Here is a 20,872-nt window from a genome sequence, read left to right on the forward strand (position 1 = left end):
TGCCAAAGTGTAGGCAATCGACTCTGGCGGGCGTTGGAACGCGGCAATCGTTAAAAATTCCGTCCCGTTGCGCTGCGTTTCGCCCTGACTGAACAACACCCGCCATCGCCAGACCTTGGGCATTCACTCCTGCGCAAGGCTGCGGCTCACACCCCTGGCGATCATCTCCACTTCCCGCCCGTCAATCGTCAGCGGCGGCAACAGGCGGATGGTCTTGCCCCGGGTGACGTTGATCAGCAGGCCATGGTCCCGGGCAGCACGAAGGGTCAGGTCACGGACCGGTTGCTTGAGTTCGATGCCGATCATCAACCCTTGGCCTCGGACCTCCAACACGTTCGGGTTATCCGCCAACTCAGCCCGCAGCCGGCTGAGCAACTGGGCGCCCTGACGCCCGGCGTTCACCACCAGGCCTTGCTCCTCGATGATGTCCAGCACCGTGCAACCCACACGGCAGGCCAGGGGATTGCCGCCAAACGTACTCCCATGACTGCCGGGGGTGAACAGCTCGGCGGCTTTGCCCCGGGCCAGGCAGGCACCGATGGGGACGCCATTGCCCAAGCCTTTGGCAAGAGTCATGACGTCCGGCACGATGCCTTCGTGCTGGAACGCAAACCATTGGCCGGTGCGGCCGATGCCGGTCTGGATCTCGTCGAGCATCAGCAACCAGGCGCGCCGGCTGCACAGGTCCCGCAGCGCCCGCAGGTAACCCGGCGGCGCGACTTGCACGCCACTTTCCCCTTGGATCGGCTCCACCAGAATCGCGACGATACGCTCGCCATGGGTCTGCTGGATTTTTTCCAACGCCGCGAGATCGCCAAACGGCACCTTGATGAAATCCCCCGGCAACCGATTGAATCCCAGCCGCACCGATGGGCCGTCGCTGGCGGACAGCGTGCCCAGCGTGCGCCCATGGAAGGCGTTGTCCATGACCACCACCAGCGGCTGCTCGACGCCTTTGTGCCAGCCGTGCAGACGCGCCAGTTTCAGTGCGGTTTCGTTGGCCTCGGCTCCGGAGTTGTTGAAAAATGCCCGGTCCATTCCCGACAACTGCGTGAGTTTGCCGGCCAACCGTTGTTGCCAGTCGATGCTGTACAGGTTGGAGGTGTGCAGCAACAGGCCGGCCTGCTCACTGATGGCCGCCACCAGCCGGGGATGGGAGTGCCCGACGTTGGTCACCGCCACACCCGCCACCGCATCGAGGTACTCGCGGCCGTCCTGGTCCCACAGGCGGGTCCCCAGGCCATGGGTGAAACTCAGTGCCAGAGGTTGGTAAGTGCTCATCAGGCAAGCGGCGGTCATGACATCTAGCTCCATCGGGTGGTTTTTTCCAGTATGGTTAGCCACCCTCGATGGATAAACGCTGCTTCACTTCAATCATTTATAAGCCGAGCTTGATAATGGACTTGTTCCAGGCAATGACTGTTTACGTAAAAGTCGTGGAGACGGGCAGCCTGACAGCGGCAGCCCTGGCGTGCGAAATGTCCACCACCATGGTAGGCAATCATCTTCGTGCGCTGGAACAACGCCTCGGCGTGCGCCTGATCAATCGTACGACTCGTCGTCAACGCTTGACGGAATTCGGCTCAGCCTATTACCAACGTTGCCTGGAGGTGCTCGGGCTGGTCGCCGACTCAGAGCGCCTGGCGGAACAGACCCAAGGCGACCCCACCGGCACCTTGCGCATCACCGCGCCGCTGACCTTCGGCACGGAGCGCCTGGCGCCAGCACTGGCCGAGTTCAGCCAGCGCTACCCACAGGTCAAGCTCGATGTGGTACTGACCAACCAGCGCCTCGACCTGCTCGACCATGGCTTCGATGTCGCCATCCGACTGGGGCTCCCCGATCCGAAGCTGATCGCCCGCCCCTTGGTGGACTACACCCTGACCATCTGCGCGTCTCCCGTTTACCTCGCTCGGCGAGGCACACCGCGCAAGCCCGACGATTTGCGACACCATGATTGCCTGTCGTTTGCCTATTCCGCCGGCGATGAATGGCGCTTCGCCCAGGAGCACTGGCCAATCAACGGCCCGGAAGGCGAAGTCAAAATCCCGGTGACCGGCCCGATGCTGATCAATAGCTCTTCGGGCCTGCACCGTGCCGCGCTCGCCGGCATGGGTGTGGTAATGCTGCCCGACGCGCTGGTGGCAAAGGATCTGCAGGAAGGGCATCTGGTGGCGCTGCTCCAGGACTATCAACTGCCTCATCGCCCGATGAGCCTGATGTACGCCCAGGATCGCTACCGTTTGCCGAAGCTGCGCAGTTTTGTCGAGTTTGCCCTGGAGTACTGGGCGAGGCCCGTCGGATAGAGAAATTTGCCTTTTAAGGCTACTATTGTAGAAGTAGCTTTTAAAGGCTACTTTTTAGATTCTAACGACTGAGCACATTCAATCAATGAAGCCAGAAGCGGTATTGACCGGTGACCTGATTCACTCGCAGAGCGCAGGGAATACCCTTGCGTACATCGCACGCCTGGAAAAGGTGTTGGGACAGCAGGAAAAACGCTACCAAGCGAAAGCGGACATTTTTAGAGGTGACGGTTTTCAACTTTTGATGAGCCAGCCCGAACAAGCTTTCCACTGTGCCATCGCCTTGCGAGCCGCCTTGATCGAGGCCAGCCCCGAAGGCGAGCGTTGGGATGCGCGCATCGCCGTGGGCATTGGCTCGGCACGCAAATCGCAAACCTATGGTGAAGCTTTCGTCCTTTCCGGCCAAGGGCTCGATAGCATGAAAAAAAATACGCTGGCCGTGTTCTGCAATCACCAGGAATTCCAAGAGCGCGCAGGATTGGTAACAGAGTTCGTTGCAGCCGTACTGGAGGAATGGACAGTGGTCGAAGCCCAGACCTATGCGCTGCACCTGATAGAGGAAACCAACCAACAAACCATCGCCCACAGCCTAGGCAAGTCCCGGGTCACCATCAACAAAGCTCTGCAGCGCGCCCAAGCGCGTTTACTGGACAAATACCTGGCAAGCACCAGCCGGTGGATCAAGGAGCTGGGCAGTGATTGAAGCGTCAAGATTGCTGGTAATCCTGTTATTCGCGCATGTGCTTCTGGACTTCTGGATATCCGGTTATTTCACATCAAAAACCTCCGCCAGCCGTACCCGACAAATCGCCTGCAACCTGATCATGCTAGGTATCTATTTCGCAGTTTTTTCCCTTCTTCTCACCGCAAAAAGCATCCTTCGCTTCAATGAAATCCAGAATGCCAAAGTACGGTCCATCAGCGAATACGTATTATTAGGCACCCTACTCAGCTTTACCTTGAGCATAGGAACAGGGCTGCTCGTCATGAATGCATTAAAGTTGATCGCCGCCCAGTAGCCTGAAAAGGCTACTTCTTGATTTGTAGCCTTAAGGCGCTACTTCAGATACACCATGTCACCCCTAGTGACCCCTAAGCCCATCGGCTACTCTTCACCCTCGGAGAGCATTTTGATATCAGGGCTGATTGAGGGAACAATGATGGACGACGCCTCGAAGATCGATTTGCTGCGGTTCGATTTGTCCGATCTGGACGAAAGCGTGCTGCACACCATCATGGAACTGGTCAGCGATGGCATCTGGGACTGGAACGCCAATACTGGGTTCGTTTATCGCAACCCCGGTTGGTACACCATGCTCGGCTACTCGCCTCATTCGCTGAGCAACACCGTGTTGACTTGGGAGAGCGTGATCCATCCGCAGGATTATCCTCAGGTGATGTCACTGTTCGATGACTACCTTCAACAACGCTCGGCAAAATACCAAGCCGAATACCGCTGTCGCACGCATGACGGCTCGTATATCTGGATCGAAGACCGCGGCTACGTCATCGCTCGCAACCCCGACGGCAGCGTGGCCCGAATGATCGGCGCCCATCGCAGCATCGACGACAAGAAGCGTCTGTTCGAGCAACTTGAACGGCGCAACAAATCCCTGGAAGCGGTCATCGAAGAGCGCACCCGTGAGTTGTCGCGGGTCAACCATCAATTGCAGATCCAACTCGACGAAAACCGCAGGCTCGCCGAAACCGACGCATTGACCCTGGTCGCTAATCGGTATCGCCTGGAGCAGACGCTGCCTCAGGCTTGCGAACGCGCCCAGCGCTTTCGCGAACCGTTGTCGCTGATCGCCATGGACATCGACGATTTCAAGGACATCAACGATCGATACGGCCATGCATTCGGTGATGCGGCGCTGGTGCAAGTGGTGCAGGCGGTCAAGCGTTGTGAGCGCGACAGCGACCTGTTGGTGCGTTGGGGTGGCGATGAATTCATTATGATTTTGCCAAATACATCCTTGGCCGATGCGGTCCTGATGGCCGAAACCATACGCCGCAGCCTGTCCGACCTGCTCCCGGTAGGGGATTTCCAGATCACCATGAGTTTTGGTGTGGTGCAGCGGATCGAAGACGAAACCCAAGAGGTATTGATGGATCGGGCGGACCAGGCGCTGTATCGCTCGAAGATGGCCGGCAAGAACGTGATATGCGACTGACCTTTGCTTGCGAAGAATGAATCCATGAGGCGTTTGTTGCGGTCATAGCTTTGTCCCCGCAATCAGGCCTCCCACATTGGCAACTCGACTCTCACGCTCTTCAATCCTTTTCCTGGGCTGCGCGGGCTGGTCATTGCCCAGGGCGCAATGGCCGTCCTTTCCCGATGAAGGCACCCATCTGCAGCGCTACAGCGCACGCTTTCCAGCCGTGGAGATCAACAGTTCGTTCTATCGCCCGCACCGCCCCGCCACGTATGCAAAATGGGCGGACAGCGTGGCCGCAGAATTTCGCTTCTCGGTGAAAATGCCAAAGCAGATCACTCACGAACGACGCTTGGTCGATTGCGAGGGGCTTGTGGAAGAATTCCTCGGGCAGTGCTCGCAACTGGGGGAAAAACTCGGCTGCCTGCTGATTCAACTGCCACCTTCGCTGGCCTTTGACGACGCCCAGGCCGAGACCTTCTTCAAGGTTTTGCGTGATCGTTACCAAGGCGATGCGGTGCTTGAACCTCGACACCCGAGCTGGCTCGCACCACCCGCCATGGCGATGCTGCAGACCCAGCGAATCGGTCGCGTGGCCGCCGATCCCTCGCCGCTGCCGGGGGGCGACCAACCGGCGGGGTGGCCCGGCATTCGTTATTACCGTATGCACGGTTCGCCGAAGATTTATTACACCCCTTACGATGATGTCCGGCTCAAGCAAATCGCCCAAGCCTTGAAAGCCGCCCCGGACACACCGACCTGGTGCATATTCGATAACACGGCCAGCGGCGCAGCGACCCCGGACGCGTTGCGGTTGATGGCGCTGTTGCGCGGATGAAATGCGTACCGGCGACCGGTCCGACCGTGACAACACCGCCTGCGTCCAATAGATTAGGCGGCCGGAAAAAAGCTCAACCCCTTTCTCGCCATATCCCGCTAACAGAAGTAGTGAAATTTCAATGTCCGATTCCAATACCGCTGAATCCGTAATCACCCTGTCGTCCAAAGCGGAATACGAAAACTCCATCAATCTTTCACAGCATCTGCCCCAGGCCAAGACCATCAGCGAGATGGTCCTGGATGCGTTCCAGTCGAACCGCGAAAGCGACCAGATCCGCGAACTGCGCACCGCCATCCGCCAGGCTCACGACGCGTTCGATGACGACAAGGCCTACGAACTGATGGGCCAGCTCAAGCAACTCAAGGACGCCGAAGCTGCGGATTTTGCTGCTTTGGAAGACCTGAGCAGCCGCTTCCCCATCAGCCGCATTCTCTCCAGCTACAAGGATGATGCGGATTTCCAGGAACTGGTCTACGGCCTGGCCTTGAAAGTGCTGAACCAGACCCACCAGGCGATCAGCAACCCAAGCGGTAGCAAAGGCAAGGCCTCGCGGCCCAAGAAGGAAGCCGAGGTGTTCGTCATCAGCAAGGACGGCATCAGCGTCACCCTGCCCCTGCGCACCCCGCGCTCCAAGCCGAACGTCGACCGCGAGGCCTTCGAGTTCCTGGGTTTCAACTTTGTTGGTGAAGGCGACGAAGCCGAACTGGAAAGCGAGACCTTCCTGGACAATGACGGCACCGAACAACCAGTTACCCGTAAAAGCATCGTCACTGCCCTGCAACAGCAGAAAGCGTTCGACGGCTACAGCATCGCCCAGCAATAAAGCCTGGCGAAATCCTGTGGGAGCGAGCTTGCTCGCGATGGCACCCGGTCAGCCGACATCACCTCAACTGACCCACCGCCTTCGCGAGCAAGCTCGCTACCACAGGAAAGTCGATAATTTTCGTAACAACGATCATGAAAAAGCCCCGCGCTTCTCTCGAAGGCGGGGCTTTTTTACTGCCTCTGTCGCTTAAGGCGCGTAAGTCAGCAACAACTCACTCGGCACCTTGAAATCCAGGGACATCATCACGCTCAGGGCAGTGATGGTGAAGATCGAGAACACGAACAGCTTGCGTGCCCAGACCGTGTCATCCACCGCCTTGTAGCCGGTCCACGCCATGTACAGCCAGTACATGCCCATGGCAGCGGCGACGGCGAGGTAGCTCATGCCGGCGTAGCCGCTGAAGGTCAGCATCAAGGTCGCCACGAGGAAGGCCAGGATGTAGAGCAGGATGTGTTTCTTGGCCACCTGGATACCGCGCTTGACCGGCAATACCGGAATCGAGGCCGCCAGGTAATCATTGAAGCGGAAGATCGCGATGGCATAGGAATGCGGCATCTGCCACAGGCTGAACATCACCAGCAGCGTCACCGCCGCCATGTCGAAGCTGTTGCTGACCGCGACATAACCGATCACCGGCGGCATCGCCCCCGACAGACTGCCCACCAGCGTGCCGTGAACCGACTTGCGCTTGAGGTACAGGCTGTAGAGGCCGACGTAGATGACAAAGCCGATCACCGCGAACAACGCCGCCAGCGGGTTGGCGACCCAGTACAGCAGCGCCACGCCGGCCACACCCAGCACCGTGGCAAACACCAGGGCCAGTTGCACCGGAATCAGGCCTTGGACCAGCGCCCGGTTCTTGGTGCGTTCCATCTTGATGTCGATATCACGGTCGATGCAGTTGTTGAACACGCAACCGGACGCCACCACCAGGGAAGTGCCGATCATCGCCGCCAGGAAGATGGCCAGATCGACATGCCCTTTCGAGGCCAGGAAAAACCCGCCCGCCACAGAAAGCACGTTACCGAAAATGATCCCCGGCTTGGTGATTTGGATAAAGTGCTTCAGTGACATCCGGACTTTCCTCAGTGCGCCATCATGTTGGTGTGGATGCTGAACATGATCCACAGCGACAAGCCGACCAGCAGTACGATCACCAGCGCAGCGAAGACAAACGCAATCACGTTGTTACGCTGGGCGGCCGAACGGTCCAGGTGCAGGAAGTACACCAGGTGGACCAATACTTGGACCACGGCGAAGATCAGAATGATCCAAAGCGTCAGGCTCTTGGGCAGCGATGGGTACATCACCAGGCCGAACGGAATGACGGTCAGGATCACCGACAGGATGAAACCGATGGCGTAGGACTTGACGCTGCCGTGGCCGGCGTCGTGGCCATCATGGGAATGAGCGTTAGCCATTTACAGGGTCCCCATCAGATAAACAACGGTGAATACGCAGATCCACACCACGTCCAGGAAGTGCCAGAACAGGCTCAGGCAGCTCAGGCGCGTCTTGTTGGTGGCGGTCAGGCCGTTTTTCTGGACCTGGTACATCATGATCGCCATCCAGATCAGACCGCTGGTCACGTGCAGACCGTGGGTGCCGACCAGGGTGAAGAACCCGGACAGGAAACCGCTGCGGCTCGGGCCGTAGCCTTCGGCGATCAGGATATGGAACTCATTGATCTCCATGGCGATAAAGCCGGCGCCCAGCAGGAAGGTCATCGCCAACCAGCCCAGGACCTGGGTTTTCTTGCCCTTGTACAACGCCAGCATGGCGAAGCCGTAGGTGATCGAACTGAACAGCAGCAGCGCGGTTTCGCCCAGTACATAAGGCAGTTCGAAGATGTCGTGGCCCGACGGGCCACCGGCGACGTTGTTAACCAGCACCGCGTACACCGCGAAGATCGACGCAAACAGAATGCAGTCGGTCATCAGGTAGAGCCAGAAACCGAATACGGTCATCTCGCCCGAGTCGTGGTGATGGTCATCGTGCCCATGGTCATGACCATGGGCGTGTCCAACATTGGTCACTAAGTTCGACATGGTTTAAGCCTGTTCCAACGAGGTTTCAACACGGGTGGCGGTGGCAGGGACTTTCCCGGCCGCGACCAGACGCTTGTGCTGCTCGGCTTCGATGCGTTCGATGACATCCACCGGCACCATGTAGCCCTGATCGTCACGGGCGGCATGGATGGCGAAATACACCACGGTGCCGACCAGGCTGGCGATGGCCAGCCACCAGATGTGCCAGATCATCGCGAAACCGAACACGGTCAACAGCCCGCCCATGACCACACCGGTGGCGGTGTTGTTGGGCATGTGGATCGGCGAGTACTTGGCCGGAGCCTGGTACGCGGTGCCGTTTTCCTTGGCTTCGGTGAACGGGTCGATGACGTCCGCTTTCGGCAGCACGGCAAAGTTGTAGAACGGCGGTGGCGAAGAAGTCGACCATTCCAGGGTATGGGCATTCCACGGGTCACCGTGTTCGCACATGTTTTCCGGCTTCTTGCGGTCACGCACGCTGACGTACAACTGGATCAGCTGGCAGGCGATACCCACGGCAATCATCACCGCGCCGAACATGGCGACGTACAGGTACGGCACCCACTCAGGGTTGGTGGTGGCGTTCAGGCGACGGGTCATGCCCATGAAGCCCAATGCATAGAGCGGCATGAACGCGACGAAGAAGCCCGAGATCCAGAACCAGAACGCTGCCTTGCCCCAGCCTTCGTGCAGCTTGAAGCCGAACGCTTTCGGGAAATAGAACGCAAAGCCCGCGATGTAGCCGAACACGGCGCCGCCGATGATCACGTTATGGAAGTGCGCGATCACGAACAGGCTGTTGTGCAGCACAAAGTCAGCACCCGGAATGGCCAGCAGTACGCCGGTCATACCGCCGATGGCGAAGGTCACCATGAAGCCCAGAGTCCACAGCACATGGCTGGTGAAACGCAGGCGGCCCTGGTAGATGGTGAACAGCCAGTTGAACAGCTTCACACCCGTCGGGATCGAGATCAGCATGGTCGCCAAGCCGAAGAAGGCGTTGACGCTTGCACCCGAACCCATGGTGAAGAAGTGGTGCAGCCAGACCATGAAGCCCAGTACCGAGATCGCGCCCGAAGCGTAGATCATCGAGTGGTGGCCAAACAGTTTCTTGCCGGAGAAGGTCGAGATGACTTCGGAGAAGATACCGAACGCCGGCAGGATCAGGATGTACACCTCAGGGTGACCCCAAGCCCAGAACAGGTTGACGTACATCATCGGATTTCCACCCAGTTCATTGGTGAAAATGTGGAAATCCATGTAGCGGTCAAGCGTCAGCAGAGCCAGTGTAGCGGTGAGGATCGGGAACGAAGCGACGATCAGCACGTTGGCCCAGGTGCAGGTCCAGGTGAAGATCGGCATGTCCATCAGCTTCATGCCAGGGGTACGCATCTTCAGCACGGTGGCCAGGAAGTTGACCCCTGTCAGCGTTGTCCCCAACCCGGATAGCTGTAGCGCCCAGATGTAGTAGTCCACCCCCACGCCCGGACTGTATTGCAGCCCCGACAACGGCGGATAGGCAACCCAACCGGTCTTGGCGAATTCGCCGACACCCAGGGAAACGTTGATCAGCACGACGCCGGAAACCAGCAGCCAGAAGCTCAAGGAGTTCAGGAACGGATAGGCAACGTCACGGGCGCCGATCTGCAGCGGCACTGCGAGGTTCATCAGGCCGGTGAAGAATGGCATCGCCATGAAAATGATCATGATCACACCGTGGGCGGTGAAGATCTGGTCATAGTGTTCAGGCGGCAGGTAGCCGGGCGAGCCCTCGGTGGCCATGGCCAACTGGGTACGCATCATGATCGCGTCGGCAAAACCGCGCAGCAACATGACCATGGCGACGATGATGTACATCACGCCGATCTTCTTGTGGTCGACCGAGGTCAACCATTCAGTCCACAGGTACGTCCACTTCTTGAAATAAGTGATACCCGCAAACAGCGCCAGGCCACCGAGCCCGATGATGGCGAGGGTCACCATGACAATCGGCTCGTGGAACGGGATCGCTTCCCAACTTAATTTACCAAACATCGTTTACTCCTCTGCCCCGGCAGCTGAATGCGAGCTCATGTCCATCCCTTCCATGTTGTGGGCCACTTCCTTCTCTTTCTTCTCGTGATGCATCGGCTTGCCCGGATTCATCCCTTCATACTTATCGATGATGGTCTGGAACAGGTTCGGCGTGACCGACGAGTAGAGTTCGACTGGGTTGTTCTGGCTCGGCTTGGAAAGGGCTTCGTATTCAGCTTTTTCAAGCTGTTTAGGTGCCTTCTTCACTTCGTTTACCCAGGCGTCGAATTCTTCCTGGGTGGTGGCGGTCGCCTTGAACTTCATGCCGGTGAAACCCGCGCCGCTGTAGTTGGCGGAGATACCTTCAAGTTCGGTGTTCTGGTTGGCGATCAGGTGCAGCTTGGTCTGCATGCCGGCCATCGCGTAGATCTGGCCGCCCAGGCCCGGGATGAAGAACGAGTTCATCACGGTGTCGGAGGTGACCTTGAAGTTGATCGGCGTGTGGGCCGGGAACACGATCTTGTTGACCGTGGCGATACCTTGTTCCGGATAGATGAACAGCCACTTCCAGTCCATCGAGACCACTTCAATGGTGATTGGCTTGACGTCGGAATCCAGCGGACGGTACGGGTCCAGTGCGTGGGTCGACTTGTAGGTGATGTAACCCAGGGCAATGATGATCAATACCGGAATGGTCCACACCGCGACTTCGATCTTGGTCGAGTGGGACCATTTCGGGGTGTAGGTGGCACTGGTGTTGGACGCGCGGTATTTCCAGGCGAACAAGAACGTCATGACGATAACCGGCACAACGACCAGCAACATCAGCAGCGTGGCGGTGATGATCAGGTTTCGTTCATCCAGGCCGACCTGGCCCTTGGGATCGAGCAGGGTCATGTTGCAGCCTCCCAGCAGCAACGTGCCGAGCAGCGGCAACAAGCCTAGTAATCGGGGGTACCTGTTTTTACTCATCTCACGACCTCTAAAGCAGCTTGCGCAATGCAGTTGGGTTTTGATCGCCAACACTTCACCCTGCCAAGGGTTGGCATTTTCTTGGATTGAATAAGGGCTGCCCGTCGAACGTCAGCGGCTGTTCGACACATCCCGGGCCAGCAGTGAGTTCTTATTCGTTGGTCAAAGGCCTAGTTCTCAAGCCCAATTCCATTTGGTGCGGGTAGTTGGAGGCACCGACACCTGGGGTCGCATGGGGCGCTGGCGCCCTTCGACCACTCTCGTGCTCAAGCCTGAGCCGGGTCGGAAAATCGGTGCGGGCGATTGTAGTGAGCTGCGGCGTTGGAGACCATGTCTTAACCCGAAATAATTTTTATCCGATCCGGCAACAATCTATCGCCGATATTGCAACGGGCCAGCATGTTATCGAAATACATTCTCAACAAGAACCCCAAAAAACGTAAGGCTACTACGCCCGATTTAGACAGCTGCGTACGTTTTCGCCGGGCTTGCATGACCCGTCAGCGCCCGTTTTACGGGGCCTAGGCGTCACGGCGCTTCGCTGTTAAAAATGCCTGCTTGGAAGATGACAATATTGCGGTCGGGGAGGATAACAGGCCGTTTATTTGTTACAGGTTGCAGCGTCAATTCACCGCTTGAAAGGAACGCAGAGGCACGATGTGTGACAACGTGTCGCACATCGTCGCAGGGCATTCTTGCTTCGGATCAAGGCGGGCCCCAGACGGCGCCGAAATGAAAAACGCCCCGGGTCTTGGTAAAAAACCGGGGCGTCTGTGCAGATCGACTCTAGCGCAGGGCTTTGCGATTACGGGACACCAGCAAGGGCACCAGCACGGCGGTCAACACGAATGCCACCAACGCCCACTGCGCCAGCGACAATCCCAGGACAGGGGGATACGGCGTGGAGCAGAAACCATCAACCTGAAAGCCCAGCGGGAAGATCTTCGCCAGTGGCAGGTCATCGACAATCGGCTGCAAGACGTCGACGCCACAACTGACCGCCGGAAAAAACTGCGTGTAGACGTGATGCCCCGCCACGCCCGCGCCGGCCAACGCACACAGCACGACCAACCCTTCGAAAATCGTCAGGCTGCGGCGGGTGCGCATGGCCGCACCGATGAAGGCAAAGAGGGCGATCAGCAACAACGCATAGCGTTGCAGGATGCACAGTGGGCATGGCGCCTCACCCAGCACGACCTGCATATACAGCGCGCCGCCGATCAGTGCGAGGCAGATCACCCCCAGCAACACCAGGTAGCGCCGCTCACGGCCCAGGCGCATCATTTGTTCACTCATTGCGTTTCCCTTCATCTGCATGGATCGACGCGCCGCATGACTGTGCTCGGCGCGTTGTCGGATGGCCGAAGTCTACACGCAGATAGTGAACGAGCGGCAGCCGGCAGCATCGAGGGAATAAACAGGAAGGGGGTTAAGCGCGGATTAATTCCAATGGCGCGTCGGCAGAGCTACCGCTATCGCGAGCAGGCTCGCTCCCACAATGTTCATCGCGGCGACACAATTTTGTGCGCGCCACAGATTCCCTATGGGAGCGAGCTTGCTCGCGATAAAGGCTATTCCAAAGCCGCCGCCGGCCCGAAGAACTCGTAGCGGCTTTGCTCCGCCGGCACGCCCAAGGCCTTGAGATGGCGCTTGATCGCCGCCATGAAACCTTTCGGTCCAAGGAAATAGACGTCCAGGTCACGCTGTTCCGGCAGCCATTGCGCCAGTTGATCCTGGCTCAACAGCCCCACCTTGTCAGCCGCAGGGCTCGTGCCGTCATGCTCGTCGTAGCAATAGAAGCGCTTGAGTTGCGGATGCCGCCCGGCCAGGTCGTCGATCCAGTCGCGGAAGGCATGTACGCGGCCGTTGCGCGCGCAGTGGATGAAATGCACCGGGCGTTCGGTTTGCAATGCCGCCTGCAACATCGCCAGGGTCGGAGTGATGCCAACGCCCCCGCTGATCAGCACCAAAGGCTTGTCGCTGTCGGTGAGGTAGAAGTCTCCGGACGGCGGAAACAGCTGAATGCCGCTGCCGACCGGGAAATGGTCGTGCAGGTAGTTGGACACCCGACCACCCGCCTCGCGCTTGACGCTGATGCGGTACCGACCATTGTCAGCAAGCGCCGACAAGGAATAGTTGCGGCGTACTTCCTCGCCATCCAGGAGCAGCTTCATGCCGATGTACTGGCCTGGCTCCGCTTGCAGGATGGCGCCCTTGTCTGCCGGCTCGAAGTAGAACGAAGTGATTTCCGCGCTCTCCTGTACCTTGTCGACCAGGATAAACGCCCGCTCACCGCGCCAGCCACCCGGTGCCGCGGCCTTCTGGTCATACAGGCCGGCTTCGGCACCGATCAGGATATCGGCCAATTGGTTATAAGCGGCGCCCCATGCCGAAATCACTTCAGGCGTGGCGATTTCTTCGCCCAGCACCTCGGCAATCGCCCGCAGCAGGCAGGCGCCGACAATCGGGTAATGCTCGGGTTGAATCTGCAAGGCGACATGCTTATTGACGATTTTCGCCACCAGGTCGCCCAGTTGGTCGAGCTGATCGATATGCCGGGCGTACATCAGCACGCCATTGGCCAGCGCCCGAGGCTGGTCGCCGCTGGCTTGGTGAGCCTGATTGAACAGTGGGCGCACTTGTGGATATTCGGACAACATCATGCGATAGAAATGAGTGATGAGCGCTTCCCCGCCGCTCTCGAGCAACGGGACGGTGGAACGAATGATGGCGCGCTGTTCTTGACTCAGCATGGGTAAACCCCTCACGTGACATAGATAACTGATATCTTGCTTATCACATTCCATGCCAGAAAATTTATGCTTGTTTTTCAGTAAGTTGAAAACAACATAGTCATAAAGACACGGCAGCGTTTATAGTCATTACGACCAGATGGAGTCATTATGACCGCGACCTCCCTGCTAACGTCACTGCTGCCACTGGTGGCAGACCTCTCCCGCGAGCTGCCGGAGGGCGAGCGCTACCGCCGCTTGCTCGGCGCCCTGCGCGCCCTGCTGCCGTGCGATGCCGCCGCGCTGTTGCGCCTGGATGGGGATTGCCTCGTGCCGCTGGCGGTGGATGGCTTGAGTACCGATACACTGGGGCGCCGGTTCCGCATCAGCGAACACCCCCGCTTCGAGGCATTGCTAGGCAATCCGCTACCCACTCGCTTTGCCACCGACAGCGACCTGCCCGACCCTTACGATGGGCTGGTCGAAGGCTTGGACGAGCATCTGGAAGTGCATGACTGCATGGGTTGCCCGCTGTTCGTCGATGAGCAGCCGTGGGGCTTGCTGACGCTGGACTCGCTGGACCCGGAACGCTTTGAGCCTATCGACCTGAGCGCCTTGCAAGCCTTCGCCAGCCTCGCCGCGGCCACGGTCAGCGCTGCCGAACGTATCGAGCGGCTGGCCTTGAAGGCTGAAGACGAGCATCACCGCGCCGAGGTCTATCGTCAGGCGAGCGGCCAGCAGCATCGCGATATGGTCGGCCAAAGCAAGGCCCACAAACGCCTGGTGGAGGAAATCAAGCTCGTGGGTGGCAGCGACCTGACGGTGCTGATCACCGGCGAAACCGGGGTCGGCAAGGAATTGGTCGCCCAAGCCATTCACGCCGCCTCCAACCGTGCCGACCAGCCGATGATCAGCCTCAATTGTGCCGCCCTTCCGGATACCTTGGTGGAGAGCGAGCTGTTTGGCCATGTACGCGGTGCTTTCACCGGTGCCACCAACGACCGCCGGGGCAAGTTCGAACTGGCCGATGGCGGCACGTTGTTCCTCGATGAGGTGGGCGAGCTGTCCTTGACTGTCCAGGCCAAATTGTTGCGCGTCCTGCAAAGTGGGCAGTTGCAGCGCCTGGGCTCGGACAAGGAACACCGCGTCGACGTGCGTCTGATCGCGGCCACCAATCGCGACCTCGCCGAAGAAGTGCGCAACGGCCGTTACCGGGCCGATTTCTATCATCGACTGAGTGTGTACCCGCTACAGGTGCCCGCGCTGCGCGACCGCGGACGCGACGTGCTGCTTCTTGCCGGTTTTTTCCTCGAGCAGAACCGTTCGCGCATGGGCCTGGGCAGCCTGCGCTTGACCAGCGATGCCCAAGCCGCACTCCTGGCCTACGATTGGCCTGGCAACGTGCGCGAGCTGGAACACCTGATCGGTCGCAGCGCGTTGAAAGCATTAGGCAACCATCCGGTACGACCGAGAATCCTCAGCTTGAGCGCCAATGACCTTGACTTGCCCCATGCCGCGCCGAAAGACCTTCCTACCGCCCGCCCAGCATCCACTTGCACGGTGCCGGTGACGGGGGATTTACGCCAGGCCACGGAGAACTACCAGCGGCAGATGATCAATGCCTGCCTGGAACGCCATCAGCATAACTGGGCCAGCGCGGCCCGTGAGCTGGGCCTGGACCGGGCCAATCTGGGACGAATGGCGAAACGGCTGGGACTCAAGTAACCGGCCGTACGCAATCCTCTAGAAGCTGCCGGCGCTGATCCCGTCCTGTTTGGCGACGAATGCCGTATTGGCGCCGGCCTGCCAGCGAATCACCTGCGCGTCCTGGTCACGCCGGACGATGCATTTCCACTCATATTGCTCGCCCCCAGGCAAGTCGATTCGACCCTGCCACAGCGGATATTGACTCACGTCCGTCAAGCGCACGGCCCGAGCCGGCGACCAGTCTCCCAGCTCAAGGCTCGAACCGACGGCATAAACGCTTTCCCCGGGCTGAGTCTTGCCTTGGTCGCACTTCAACTGGACATTGACGCTGCTGGCTTGCGGGGCGGAACGCCAGATACGGATGTCCCCGCTGTTGCTGTCCAGAGCCGGGGTAAAGGCAGCCGGCACCTTGGCGCTGTCAAGATCAGACCCGAGGGCGACCAGCAGCGTTTGCTTGCCACCCGTGGTCTTCGCCACCAGGCCTGAATAATTTCCAAGAAACACAATAGGCGAATCAGCCCGAACTCCCGCGTCTCGACGTAGGGCAACAAGCTGCCGGATCAAGGCGCCCCTCGGCCAATCGTACATATCCGGCCAATAGACCATGGGCGTACCCGGGCTGCTGAGGATATAGGCATAGGCCTTGTCGCGCAGGTGCTCCGGCAGGGCCCAGTGATGCTGCCCACCCAGGAAGCCAGGCGAATAACCGGTGTCATGGTTGTCGACAAAAGTCACGGCAATGGAGCGCCAGGCAGGATCCGGATTGCCATTGAGTCCATTGCGCCATTCGGCGATCGTCCCATTCTGCAGGCGCTCCTTGAGCGCGAAATCGAATACGGTGCAGTGGGCGCGATCGGACCAATCCTTGAGCGCGTCCTGCCAGCCGGCGTTATGGCGCCAGTCATCGACGGGGTATTCGCCGGGCCCCTTCCATAATTCGCCCACGCAAAAATGGGTGCTGCCAAAATTGTTCATCCAGTCGTTGACGGAATCAGCCCCATAACCTTTAACAAAATCGAAGCGCAGCCCGGCCGCGCCATAGTTGTCACGCAGGTTTTCAAATTCGCTCCTGAACATCGAAAAGATCTTGCTGTTGCCAATGTTCAGGTCAGAACTTCCTTCGAAGGGCTCCCCGGTATCGCATTGCGCGCAACCGTCACGCCAGGCCGTCTTGTCATTGAGCAGCGCTTGCAATGTCGGCCCGATATTCGGGCGATTCATGTGATTGGGCACCACATCGAAGATAACTTTGACTTTCGCAGCCTGTAATGCCGCCACGACAGCCTTCAATTGGGTCTCAGTGCCGTACCCGCCGTTCTTGTCGAAGTCGCTCCAGTAATAACCTTCTCCACCACCGCTGGTTCCGGCATCCGGCTTCGACCAACTGGAGACATCGCGCCACGGTGGCGGCATCCAGATCCCGGTAAACCCATCGGCGCCAACCTTGGGAGCAAGAGATATGAGCGTCGTGTACCAGTTGCCCGCAGGCAGTCGAGTGGAATTCCAATGGAAGCCCTGGAGCAAAATTTCATCGCCACCGCCATAGCGCACGCCTTGGGGGCTTTTGCCCTGAAGGTCCGCCCCTTGGACGAATGTCGTCATTGCGACCCCAAGCCCGCCGATGAGCGAGACAACCCACCACACCGCCCTTTTGAACATGCCTTTGTTCCGATTCATTTGCTTGCTCCCATCCTGGCTAAGGAAGGGGCAGCATGAGTCGGACGCTGCGAATCGGAACCTGTAAGAAATACCAGTTCGGACAGAAGGGCCCGGCCATCGCCGCATTAGTTTTCGAACAGAACCTAAAGCCAGCCTCCAACACGTCGATAACCCGTTATCAAAAGCTGTCTTGGCGATGTTCGCGCTCGCCCCACCTTTTCAACAGAAGGTTTTTATGTCCTCCAACAAAGCCCGCGCAGATTCTCTTTCGCTTCTGCTCTTTACCTTGCGCAGCGGCAAGCTGATGGCGATCAACCTGCTCAAGGTCAGTGAAATCATTCCCTGCCCGCCCCTGACCAAGCTGCCGGAGTCGCATCCGCACGTCAAAGGCATCGCCACGCTGCGCGGGGCATCGTTGTCGGTGATCGACCTGAGCCGTGCCATCGGCGAGCGGCCGCTCGAAGACCCGGACGGCGGCTGCCTGATCGTGACGGACGTCAGCCGCTCCAAACAAGGGCTGCACGTACAGGCGGTGAGCAAGATCGTCCATTGCCTGACGACAGACATCAAGCCACCGCCCTACGGCTCTGGCGGCGTACGGGCGTTCATTACCGGCGTCACCTCGGTGGATGGCACCTTGGTGCAGGTGTTGGATATCGAAAAAGTCATCCACGGCATCGCACCGGCGCAAATCGAGACAGCGCCGACCGAACTGAGCATGGAAGACGCCGAAGTGCTCGGCGATGCTCGAATTCTGGTGGTCGACGACAGCCAGGTCGCGTTGCAACAATCGGTGCATACCCTGCGCAACCTGGGCCTGCAATGCCACACCGCACGCAGCGCCAAGGAAGCCATTGACTGCCTGCTGGAACTGCAAGGCACCGCGCAGGAGATCAACCTGATCGTTTCGGACATCGAGATGTCGGAGATGGACGGCTACGCCCTCACCCGGACCCTGCGCGAAACGCCCGATTTCGCGCATATCTACGTGCTGCTGCACACGTCTCTCGACAGCGCGATGAACAGCGAAAAAGCCCGGCTGGCCGGCGCCAACGGCGTACTCACCAAGTTCTCTTCGCCCGAACTGACCAAATGCCTGATCACAGCGGCCAAGGCCGTTGCCGAACAAGGTCGTTGATTTCACCGGCGCCGATCGCAGGTTTCGTTGTCGCTTTTAGGCACAACGAGACCGCGATCAGCCTCGATAACAGCCCTCTCCTGCAACCTCAGGCATACTCTTGTTTTGGCATCCCAGAACAAGGATTTTCCTGATGAAAGCCCCTACCCTGATTCTTCTCGCCCTGGCCGCGGTGTCTTCGCAGGTTCATGCATCGAGCTCCGATGCCTGGGCCGCCTACGACAAAAAAGTGCTCGCCAGCTGCGTCAAGGCCAGTGGATTGAAGAACGCCGAACCGGTCGGCACCGCCGCTCAATTCGACGACCGGGTCGGCTACACCGCGCTGTTGCTGCAAGGCCAGTACCCTCAGAAACACATGAACGGCGCCACCGGCACCGAGCTGTGCCTTTACCGCAAGAAAACCAAGACCGCCGTCGTGACCGAATGGGACTCGATCCGTCCGGCCGGTCCTGCCCGGTGACTGGCGCATAATTTGCTACGCAGGGCTCAGCCGGCGTTTTTCCGACGCCTTCCAGCCTTTCCCATTCGGTCAGTCAATGAACACAACGTTTTCCTGTGTGGGGTGTGGTAAATGCTGCACCGGTCACCACGTCCCCCTGACCCTCGACGAGGCGCGGATGTGGGCCAATGATGGCGGCCAGGTGATCGTCCTGGCCGAGGCCTTCCTGCCCAATGGCCTCGGCTTGCCGGTGGCTCAACGCGAACATGCCGAACGCCGTTCCACCGTCGTGCGCAGTGGCACGAGCGAAGCCCTGGTGGCGATCACCTTCGCCGCTTATAACGCTGGCCCCTGCCATAACCTGGACGCCGACAATCTTTGCCGTATCTACGAACGCCGCCCCCTGGTGTGTCGTATCTATCCCATGGAAATCAACCCGCATATCCCGCTCAATCCCGCCGCCAAGGATTGCCCGCCGGAGTCGTGGGAAACGGGCCCGAAGTTAATCATCGGTGGGGAGCTGGTTGACCAGGAACTGGCCGGGCTGATCGCTCGTTCACGCCAGGCCGATCGTGACGAAATCGGCACCAAGGCGCGCATATGCGCGTCCCTGGGCATCCACACCACTGCGCTGAAAGGCGACGGGTTTACCGCGTATCTGCCGGACATGGCGGCCTTTGCCGCGGCTATCGACCAGGCCCGTTTGCAGCCACTGGAGCAGCAAGCCGAGTGGCAGTTCCACTTGTCGGGAGATGATATCGCCAGCCAGGTCACGGCCAGTGGCGCAAGCGTGGTCACCGAGGCACCGGTCAATTACGCCTTCATTTCCCTGCGGGCCGCCTGATTTCGTAGAGACTACCAGTGGGAGCGAGCTTGCTCGCGATGGCGATATCTTTGCCAAGCTCCCGGTGCCTGATGCACCGCTATCGCGAGCAAGCTCGCCCCCATAAAGGACTTGCGCTGCTGCGATTACTCCCCGCCTCTCGCCTAACCCGCGCCAAGAATGTTAGCGTGCTTGGTATCCCATGCAGAGAGCCTTGCACGATGAAAAAAACCGTACTTGCCTTCAGCCGTATCACGCCTCCCATGATCGAGCGCCTGCGACAGGACTTCGACGTGATCGTGCCCAACCCATCGAACGGCGACATCAACGCGCAGTTCAACGAAGCCCTGCCCCACGTCCACGGACTGATCGGTGTCGGTCGCAAGCTTGGCCGCGAGCAACTGCAGAACGCGACGAAACTGGAAGTGGTTTCCAGCGTGTCGGTGGGTTACGACAATTATGACCTGGCGTATTTCAACGAACGCGGGATCATGCTCACCAATACCCCCGACGTGCTCACTGAAAGCACGGCCGACCTGGCCTTCGCCCTGCTGATGAGCAGCGCCCGCCGCGTCGCTGAACTGGACGCCTGGACCAAGGCCGGACAGTGGCAGGCGTCAGTCGGGCCGCAGCTGTTCGGCAGCGACGTGCACGGCAAGACTCTGGGCATCGTCGGCATGGGCAACATTGGCGCGGCCATCGCCCGGCGTGGTCGACTGGGCTTCAACATGCCAATCCTGTACAGCGGGAACAGCCGCAAGGTTGATCTGGAAAATCAGCTGGGCGCGCAATTCCGCTCCCTGGACCAGTTGCTGGCCGAAGCGGACTTCGTCTGCCTCGTGGTGCCCTTGAGCGAGAAGACCCGCCACCTGATAGGCCAACGCGAGCTGGCCCTGATGAAACCGAGCGCTATCCTGGTCAACATCTCCCGGGGCCCCGTGGTGGACGAGCCGGCGTTGATCGAAGCCTTGCAGAACAACCGCATTCGCGGCGCCGGGCTGGATGTCTATGAAAAAGAGCCACTGGCCGCTTCGCCGCTGTTCCAGTTGAAGAATGCGGTGACTTTGCCCCATATCGGCTCGGCCACTCACGAAACCCGCGAGGCCATGGCCAATCTCGCTGTGGAAAACTTGCGCAGCGCCTTGATGGGCGATCGACCGGCGAACCTGGTCAACCCGCAAGTCTGGAAATAAACACACTCCAGGCCCGCCC

20 protein-coding genes are annotated in these 20,872 nt (G+C 59.2%); 11 read left to right on the forward strand and 9 right to left on the reverse strand.

The genetic code is table 11. The annotated features are described in order from the left end of the window. Positions 1 to 123: 123 nt before the first annotated feature. Positions 124 to 1,299, reverse strand: a complete 1,176-nt coding sequence (locus ACLK1G_RS10950) for an aspartate aminotransferase family protein (RefSeq protein WP_420765452.1) — start codon at positions 1,297 to 1,299, stop codon at positions 124 to 126. Positions 1,300 to 1,397: 98 nt separating this feature from the next. On the opposite strand from ACLK1G_RS10950, the gene ACLK1G_RS10955 reads away from it, so the two are divergent. The 6 genes from ACLK1G_RS10955 (at position 1,398) to ACLK1G_RS10980 (ending at position 6,126) form a co-directional block, all read left to right on the forward strand. Next, positions 1,398 to 2,306: a LysR family transcriptional regulator gene (locus tag ACLK1G_RS10955; protein ID WP_420765453.1), complete on the forward strand. Its 909-nt coding sequence runs from the start codon at positions 1,398 to 1,400 to the stop codon at positions 2,304 to 2,306. A gap of 85 nt (positions 2,307 to 2,391) precedes the next feature. Next, complete coding sequence (locus ACLK1G_RS10960; protein ID WP_420765454.1) at positions 2,392 to 3,009, forward strand: hypothetical protein; 618 nt, start codon at positions 2,392 to 2,394, stop codon at positions 3,007 to 3,009. Next, complete coding sequence (locus tag ACLK1G_RS10965) at positions 3,002 to 3,325, forward strand: hypothetical protein (protein WP_420765455.1); 324 nt, start codon at positions 3,002 to 3,004, stop codon at positions 3,323 to 3,325. Before ACLK1G_RS10960 ends, ACLK1G_RS10965 begins: the two co-directional genes overlap by 8 nt. 141 nt (positions 3,326 to 3,466) lie before the next feature. Next, the gene (locus ACLK1G_RS10970; protein WP_420765652.1) at positions 3,467 to 4,480 is read left to right on the forward strand and encodes a diguanylate cyclase domain-containing protein; all 1,014 of its coding nucleotides are present in this window, start codon (positions 3,467 to 3,469) and stop codon (positions 4,478 to 4,480) included. 76 nt (positions 4,481 to 4,556) lie between these two features. Continuing rightward, positions 4,557 to 5,300, forward strand: coding sequence for a DUF72 domain-containing protein (locus tag ACLK1G_RS10975; RefSeq protein ID WP_457968169.1), 744 nt, complete (start codon positions 4,557 to 4,559; stop codon positions 5,298 to 5,300). Positions 5,301 to 5,421: 121 nt separating this feature from the next. Further along, positions 5,422 to 6,126 carry a hypothetical protein gene (locus ACLK1G_RS10980; RefSeq protein ID WP_420765457.1) on the forward strand — a complete coding sequence of 235 codons (705 nt, stop codon included), beginning with the start codon at positions 5,422 to 5,424 and terminating at the stop codon, positions 6,124 to 6,126. A 189-nt stretch (positions 6,127 to 6,315) separates the two neighbouring features. On the opposite strand, the gene cyoE is transcribed toward ACLK1G_RS10980, so the two are convergent. From cyoE to hmpA, 7 genes are all read right to left on the reverse strand, one after another. After that, the gene (cyoE, locus tag ACLK1G_RS10985; protein WP_420765458.1) at positions 6,316 to 7,203 is read right to left on the reverse strand and encodes a heme o synthase; all 888 of its coding nucleotides are present in this window, start codon (positions 7,201 to 7,203) and stop codon (positions 6,316 to 6,318) included. 11 nt (positions 7,204 to 7,214) lie between these two features. Next, positions 7,215 to 7,550 (reverse strand): cytochrome o ubiquinol oxidase subunit IV, encoded by a 336-nt coding sequence (gene cyoD, locus ACLK1G_RS10990; protein ID WP_039591596.1) that lies wholly within the window; start codon positions 7,548 to 7,550, stop codon positions 7,215 to 7,217. Next, the gene (locus ACLK1G_RS10995) at positions 7,551 to 8,177 is read right to left on the reverse strand and encodes a cytochrome o ubiquinol oxidase subunit III (RefSeq protein WP_039591598.1); all 627 of its coding nucleotides are present in this window, start codon (positions 8,175 to 8,177) and stop codon (positions 7,551 to 7,553) included. It abuts the gene before it with no gap. A gap of 3 nt (positions 8,178 to 8,180) precedes the next feature. Continuing rightward, complete coding sequence (cyoB, locus tag ACLK1G_RS11000; protein ID WP_420765459.1) at positions 8,181 to 10,211, reverse strand: cytochrome o ubiquinol oxidase subunit I; 2,031 nt, start codon at positions 10,209 to 10,211, stop codon at positions 8,181 to 8,183. A 3-nt stretch (positions 10,212 to 10,214) separates the two neighbouring features. Continuing rightward, entirely contained in the window at positions 10,215 to 11,162 is a 948-nt protein-coding gene (gene cyoA / locus ACLK1G_RS11005) for a ubiquinol oxidase subunit II (protein WP_420765460.1), read from the reverse strand. Between the two features lie 786 nt (positions 11,163 to 11,948). After that, entirely contained in the window at positions 11,949 to 12,458 is a 510-nt protein-coding gene (locus tag ACLK1G_RS11010) for a disulfide bond formation protein B (RefSeq protein WP_420765461.1), read from the reverse strand. A gap of 275 nt (positions 12,459 to 12,733) precedes the next feature. Further along, positions 12,734 to 13,915 (reverse strand): NO-inducible flavohemoprotein, encoded by a 1,182-nt coding sequence (hmpA, locus tag ACLK1G_RS11015; RefSeq protein ID WP_420765462.1) that lies wholly within the window; start codon positions 13,913 to 13,915, stop codon positions 12,734 to 12,736. Between the two features lie 150 nt (positions 13,916 to 14,065). Here hmpA and norR point away from each other — a divergent pair, with 150 nt between their 5' ends. Beyond that, positions 14,066 to 15,619, forward strand: a complete 1,554-nt coding sequence (gene norR / locus ACLK1G_RS11020) for a nitric oxide reductase transcriptional regulator NorR (protein ID WP_420765463.1) — start codon at positions 14,066 to 14,068, stop codon at positions 15,617 to 15,619. Positions 15,620 to 15,637: 18 nt separating this feature from the next. Here the strand turns inward: norR and ACLK1G_RS11025 are convergent, their stop codons facing one another. Continuing rightward, the gene (locus ACLK1G_RS11025) at positions 15,638 to 17,203 is read right to left on the reverse strand and encodes a glucan 1,4-alpha-maltotetraohydrolase domain-containing protein (protein WP_420765464.1); all 1,566 of its coding nucleotides are present in this window, start codon (positions 17,201 to 17,203) and stop codon (positions 15,638 to 15,640) included. 292 nt (positions 17,204 to 17,495) lie between these two features. Here ACLK1G_RS11025 and ACLK1G_RS11030 point away from each other — a divergent pair, with 292 nt between their 5' ends. The 4 genes from ACLK1G_RS11030 (at position 17,496) to ACLK1G_RS11045 (ending at position 20,853) form a co-directional block, all read left to right on the forward strand. Continuing rightward, positions 17,496 to 18,398 carry a chemotaxis protein CheV gene (locus ACLK1G_RS11030; RefSeq protein WP_420765465.1) on the forward strand — a complete coding sequence of 301 codons (903 nt, stop codon included), beginning with the start codon at positions 17,496 to 17,498 and terminating at the stop codon, positions 18,396 to 18,398. A 133-nt stretch (positions 18,399 to 18,531) separates the two neighbouring features. Next, positions 18,532 to 18,858, forward strand: a complete 327-nt coding sequence (locus ACLK1G_RS11035) for a hypothetical protein (protein WP_420765466.1) — start codon at positions 18,532 to 18,534, stop codon at positions 18,856 to 18,858. Between the two features lie 76 nt (positions 18,859 to 18,934). Further along, on the forward strand, positions 18,935 to 19,681 hold the full coding sequence (locus tag ACLK1G_RS11040) for a YkgJ family cysteine cluster protein (protein WP_420765467.1): 747 nt from the start codon (positions 18,935 to 18,937) through the stop codon (positions 19,679 to 19,681). A gap of 200 nt (positions 19,682 to 19,881) precedes the next feature. After that, the gene (locus ACLK1G_RS11045; protein WP_420765468.1) at positions 19,882 to 20,853 is read left to right on the forward strand and encodes a 2-hydroxyacid dehydrogenase; all 972 of its coding nucleotides are present in this window, start codon (positions 19,882 to 19,884) and stop codon (positions 20,851 to 20,853) included. The last annotated feature ends 19 nt before the right edge of the window (positions 20,854 to 20,872 follow it).

The sequence above is a fragment of the Pseudomonas algeriensis genome, assembly GCF_048847255.1.
Lineage (GTDB): Bacteria > Pseudomonadota > Gammaproteobacteria > Pseudomonadales > Pseudomonadaceae > Aquipseudomonas.

What these genes read in the sequence shown, in the direction of transcription:
- ACLK1G_RS10950 (WP_420765452.1), bottom strand. Translation starts at nt 1,299, where the DNA reads ATGACCGCCGCTTGCCTGATGAGCACTTACCAACCTCTGGCACTGAGT.
- ACLK1G_RS10955 (WP_420765453.1), top strand. Translation starts at nt 1,398, where the DNA reads ATGGACTTGTTCCAGGCAATGACTGTTTACGTAAAAGTCGTGGAGACG.
- ACLK1G_RS10960 (WP_420765454.1), top strand. Translation starts at nt 2,392, where the DNA reads ATGAAGCCAGAAGCGGTATTGACCGGTGACCTGATTCACTCGCAGAGC.
- ACLK1G_RS10970 (WP_420765652.1), top strand. Translation starts at nt 3,467, where the DNA reads ATGGACGACGCCTCGAAGATCGATTTGCTGCGGTTCGATTTGTCCGAT.
- ACLK1G_RS10980 (WP_420765457.1), top strand. Translation starts at nt 5,422, where the DNA reads ATGTCCGATTCCAATACCGCTGAATCCGTAATCACCCTGTCGTCCAAA.
- cyoE (WP_420765458.1), bottom strand. Translation starts at nt 7,203, where the DNA reads ATGTCACTGAAGCACTTTATCCAAATCACCAAGCCGGGGATCATTTTC.
- cyoD (WP_039591596.1), bottom strand. Translation starts at nt 7,550, where the DNA reads ATGGCTAACGCTCATTCCCATGATGGCCACGACGCCGGCCACGGCAGC.
- ACLK1G_RS10995 (WP_039591598.1), bottom strand. Translation starts at nt 8,177, where the DNA reads ATGTCGAACTTAGTGACCAATGTTGGACACGCCCATGGTCATGACCAT.
- cyoB (WP_420765459.1), bottom strand. Translation starts at nt 10,211, where the DNA reads ATGTTTGGTAAATTAAGTTGGGAAGCGATCCCGTTCCACGAGCCGATT.
- cyoA (WP_420765460.1), bottom strand. Translation starts at nt 11,162, where the DNA reads ATGAGTAAAAACAGGTACCCCCGATTACTAGGCTTGTTGCCGCTGCTC.
- ACLK1G_RS11010 (WP_420765461.1), bottom strand. Translation starts at nt 12,458, where the DNA reads ATGAGTGAACAAATGATGCGCCTGGGCCGTGAGCGGCGCTACCTGGTG.
- hmpA (WP_420765462.1), bottom strand. Translation starts at nt 13,915, where the DNA reads ATGCTGAGTCAAGAACAGCGCGCCATCATTCGTTCCACCGTCCCGTTG.
- norR (WP_420765463.1), top strand. Translation starts at nt 14,066, where the DNA reads ATGACCGCGACCTCCCTGCTAACGTCACTGCTGCCACTGGTGGCAGAC.
- ACLK1G_RS11025 (WP_420765464.1), bottom strand. Translation starts at nt 17,203, where the DNA reads ATGACGACATTCGTCCAAGGGGCGGACCTTCAGGGCAAAAGCCCCCAA.
- ACLK1G_RS11030 (WP_420765465.1), top strand. Translation starts at nt 17,496, where the DNA reads ATGTCCTCCAACAAAGCCCGCGCAGATTCTCTTTCGCTTCTGCTCTTT.
- ACLK1G_RS11035 (WP_420765466.1), top strand. Translation starts at nt 18,532, where the DNA reads ATGAAAGCCCCTACCCTGATTCTTCTCGCCCTGGCCGCGGTGTCTTCG.
- ACLK1G_RS11040 (WP_420765467.1), top strand. Translation starts at nt 18,935, where the DNA reads ATGAACACAACGTTTTCCTGTGTGGGGTGTGGTAAATGCTGCACCGGT.
- ACLK1G_RS11045 (WP_420765468.1), top strand. Translation starts at nt 19,882, where the DNA reads ATGAAAAAAACCGTACTTGCCTTCAGCCGTATCACGCCTCCCATGATC.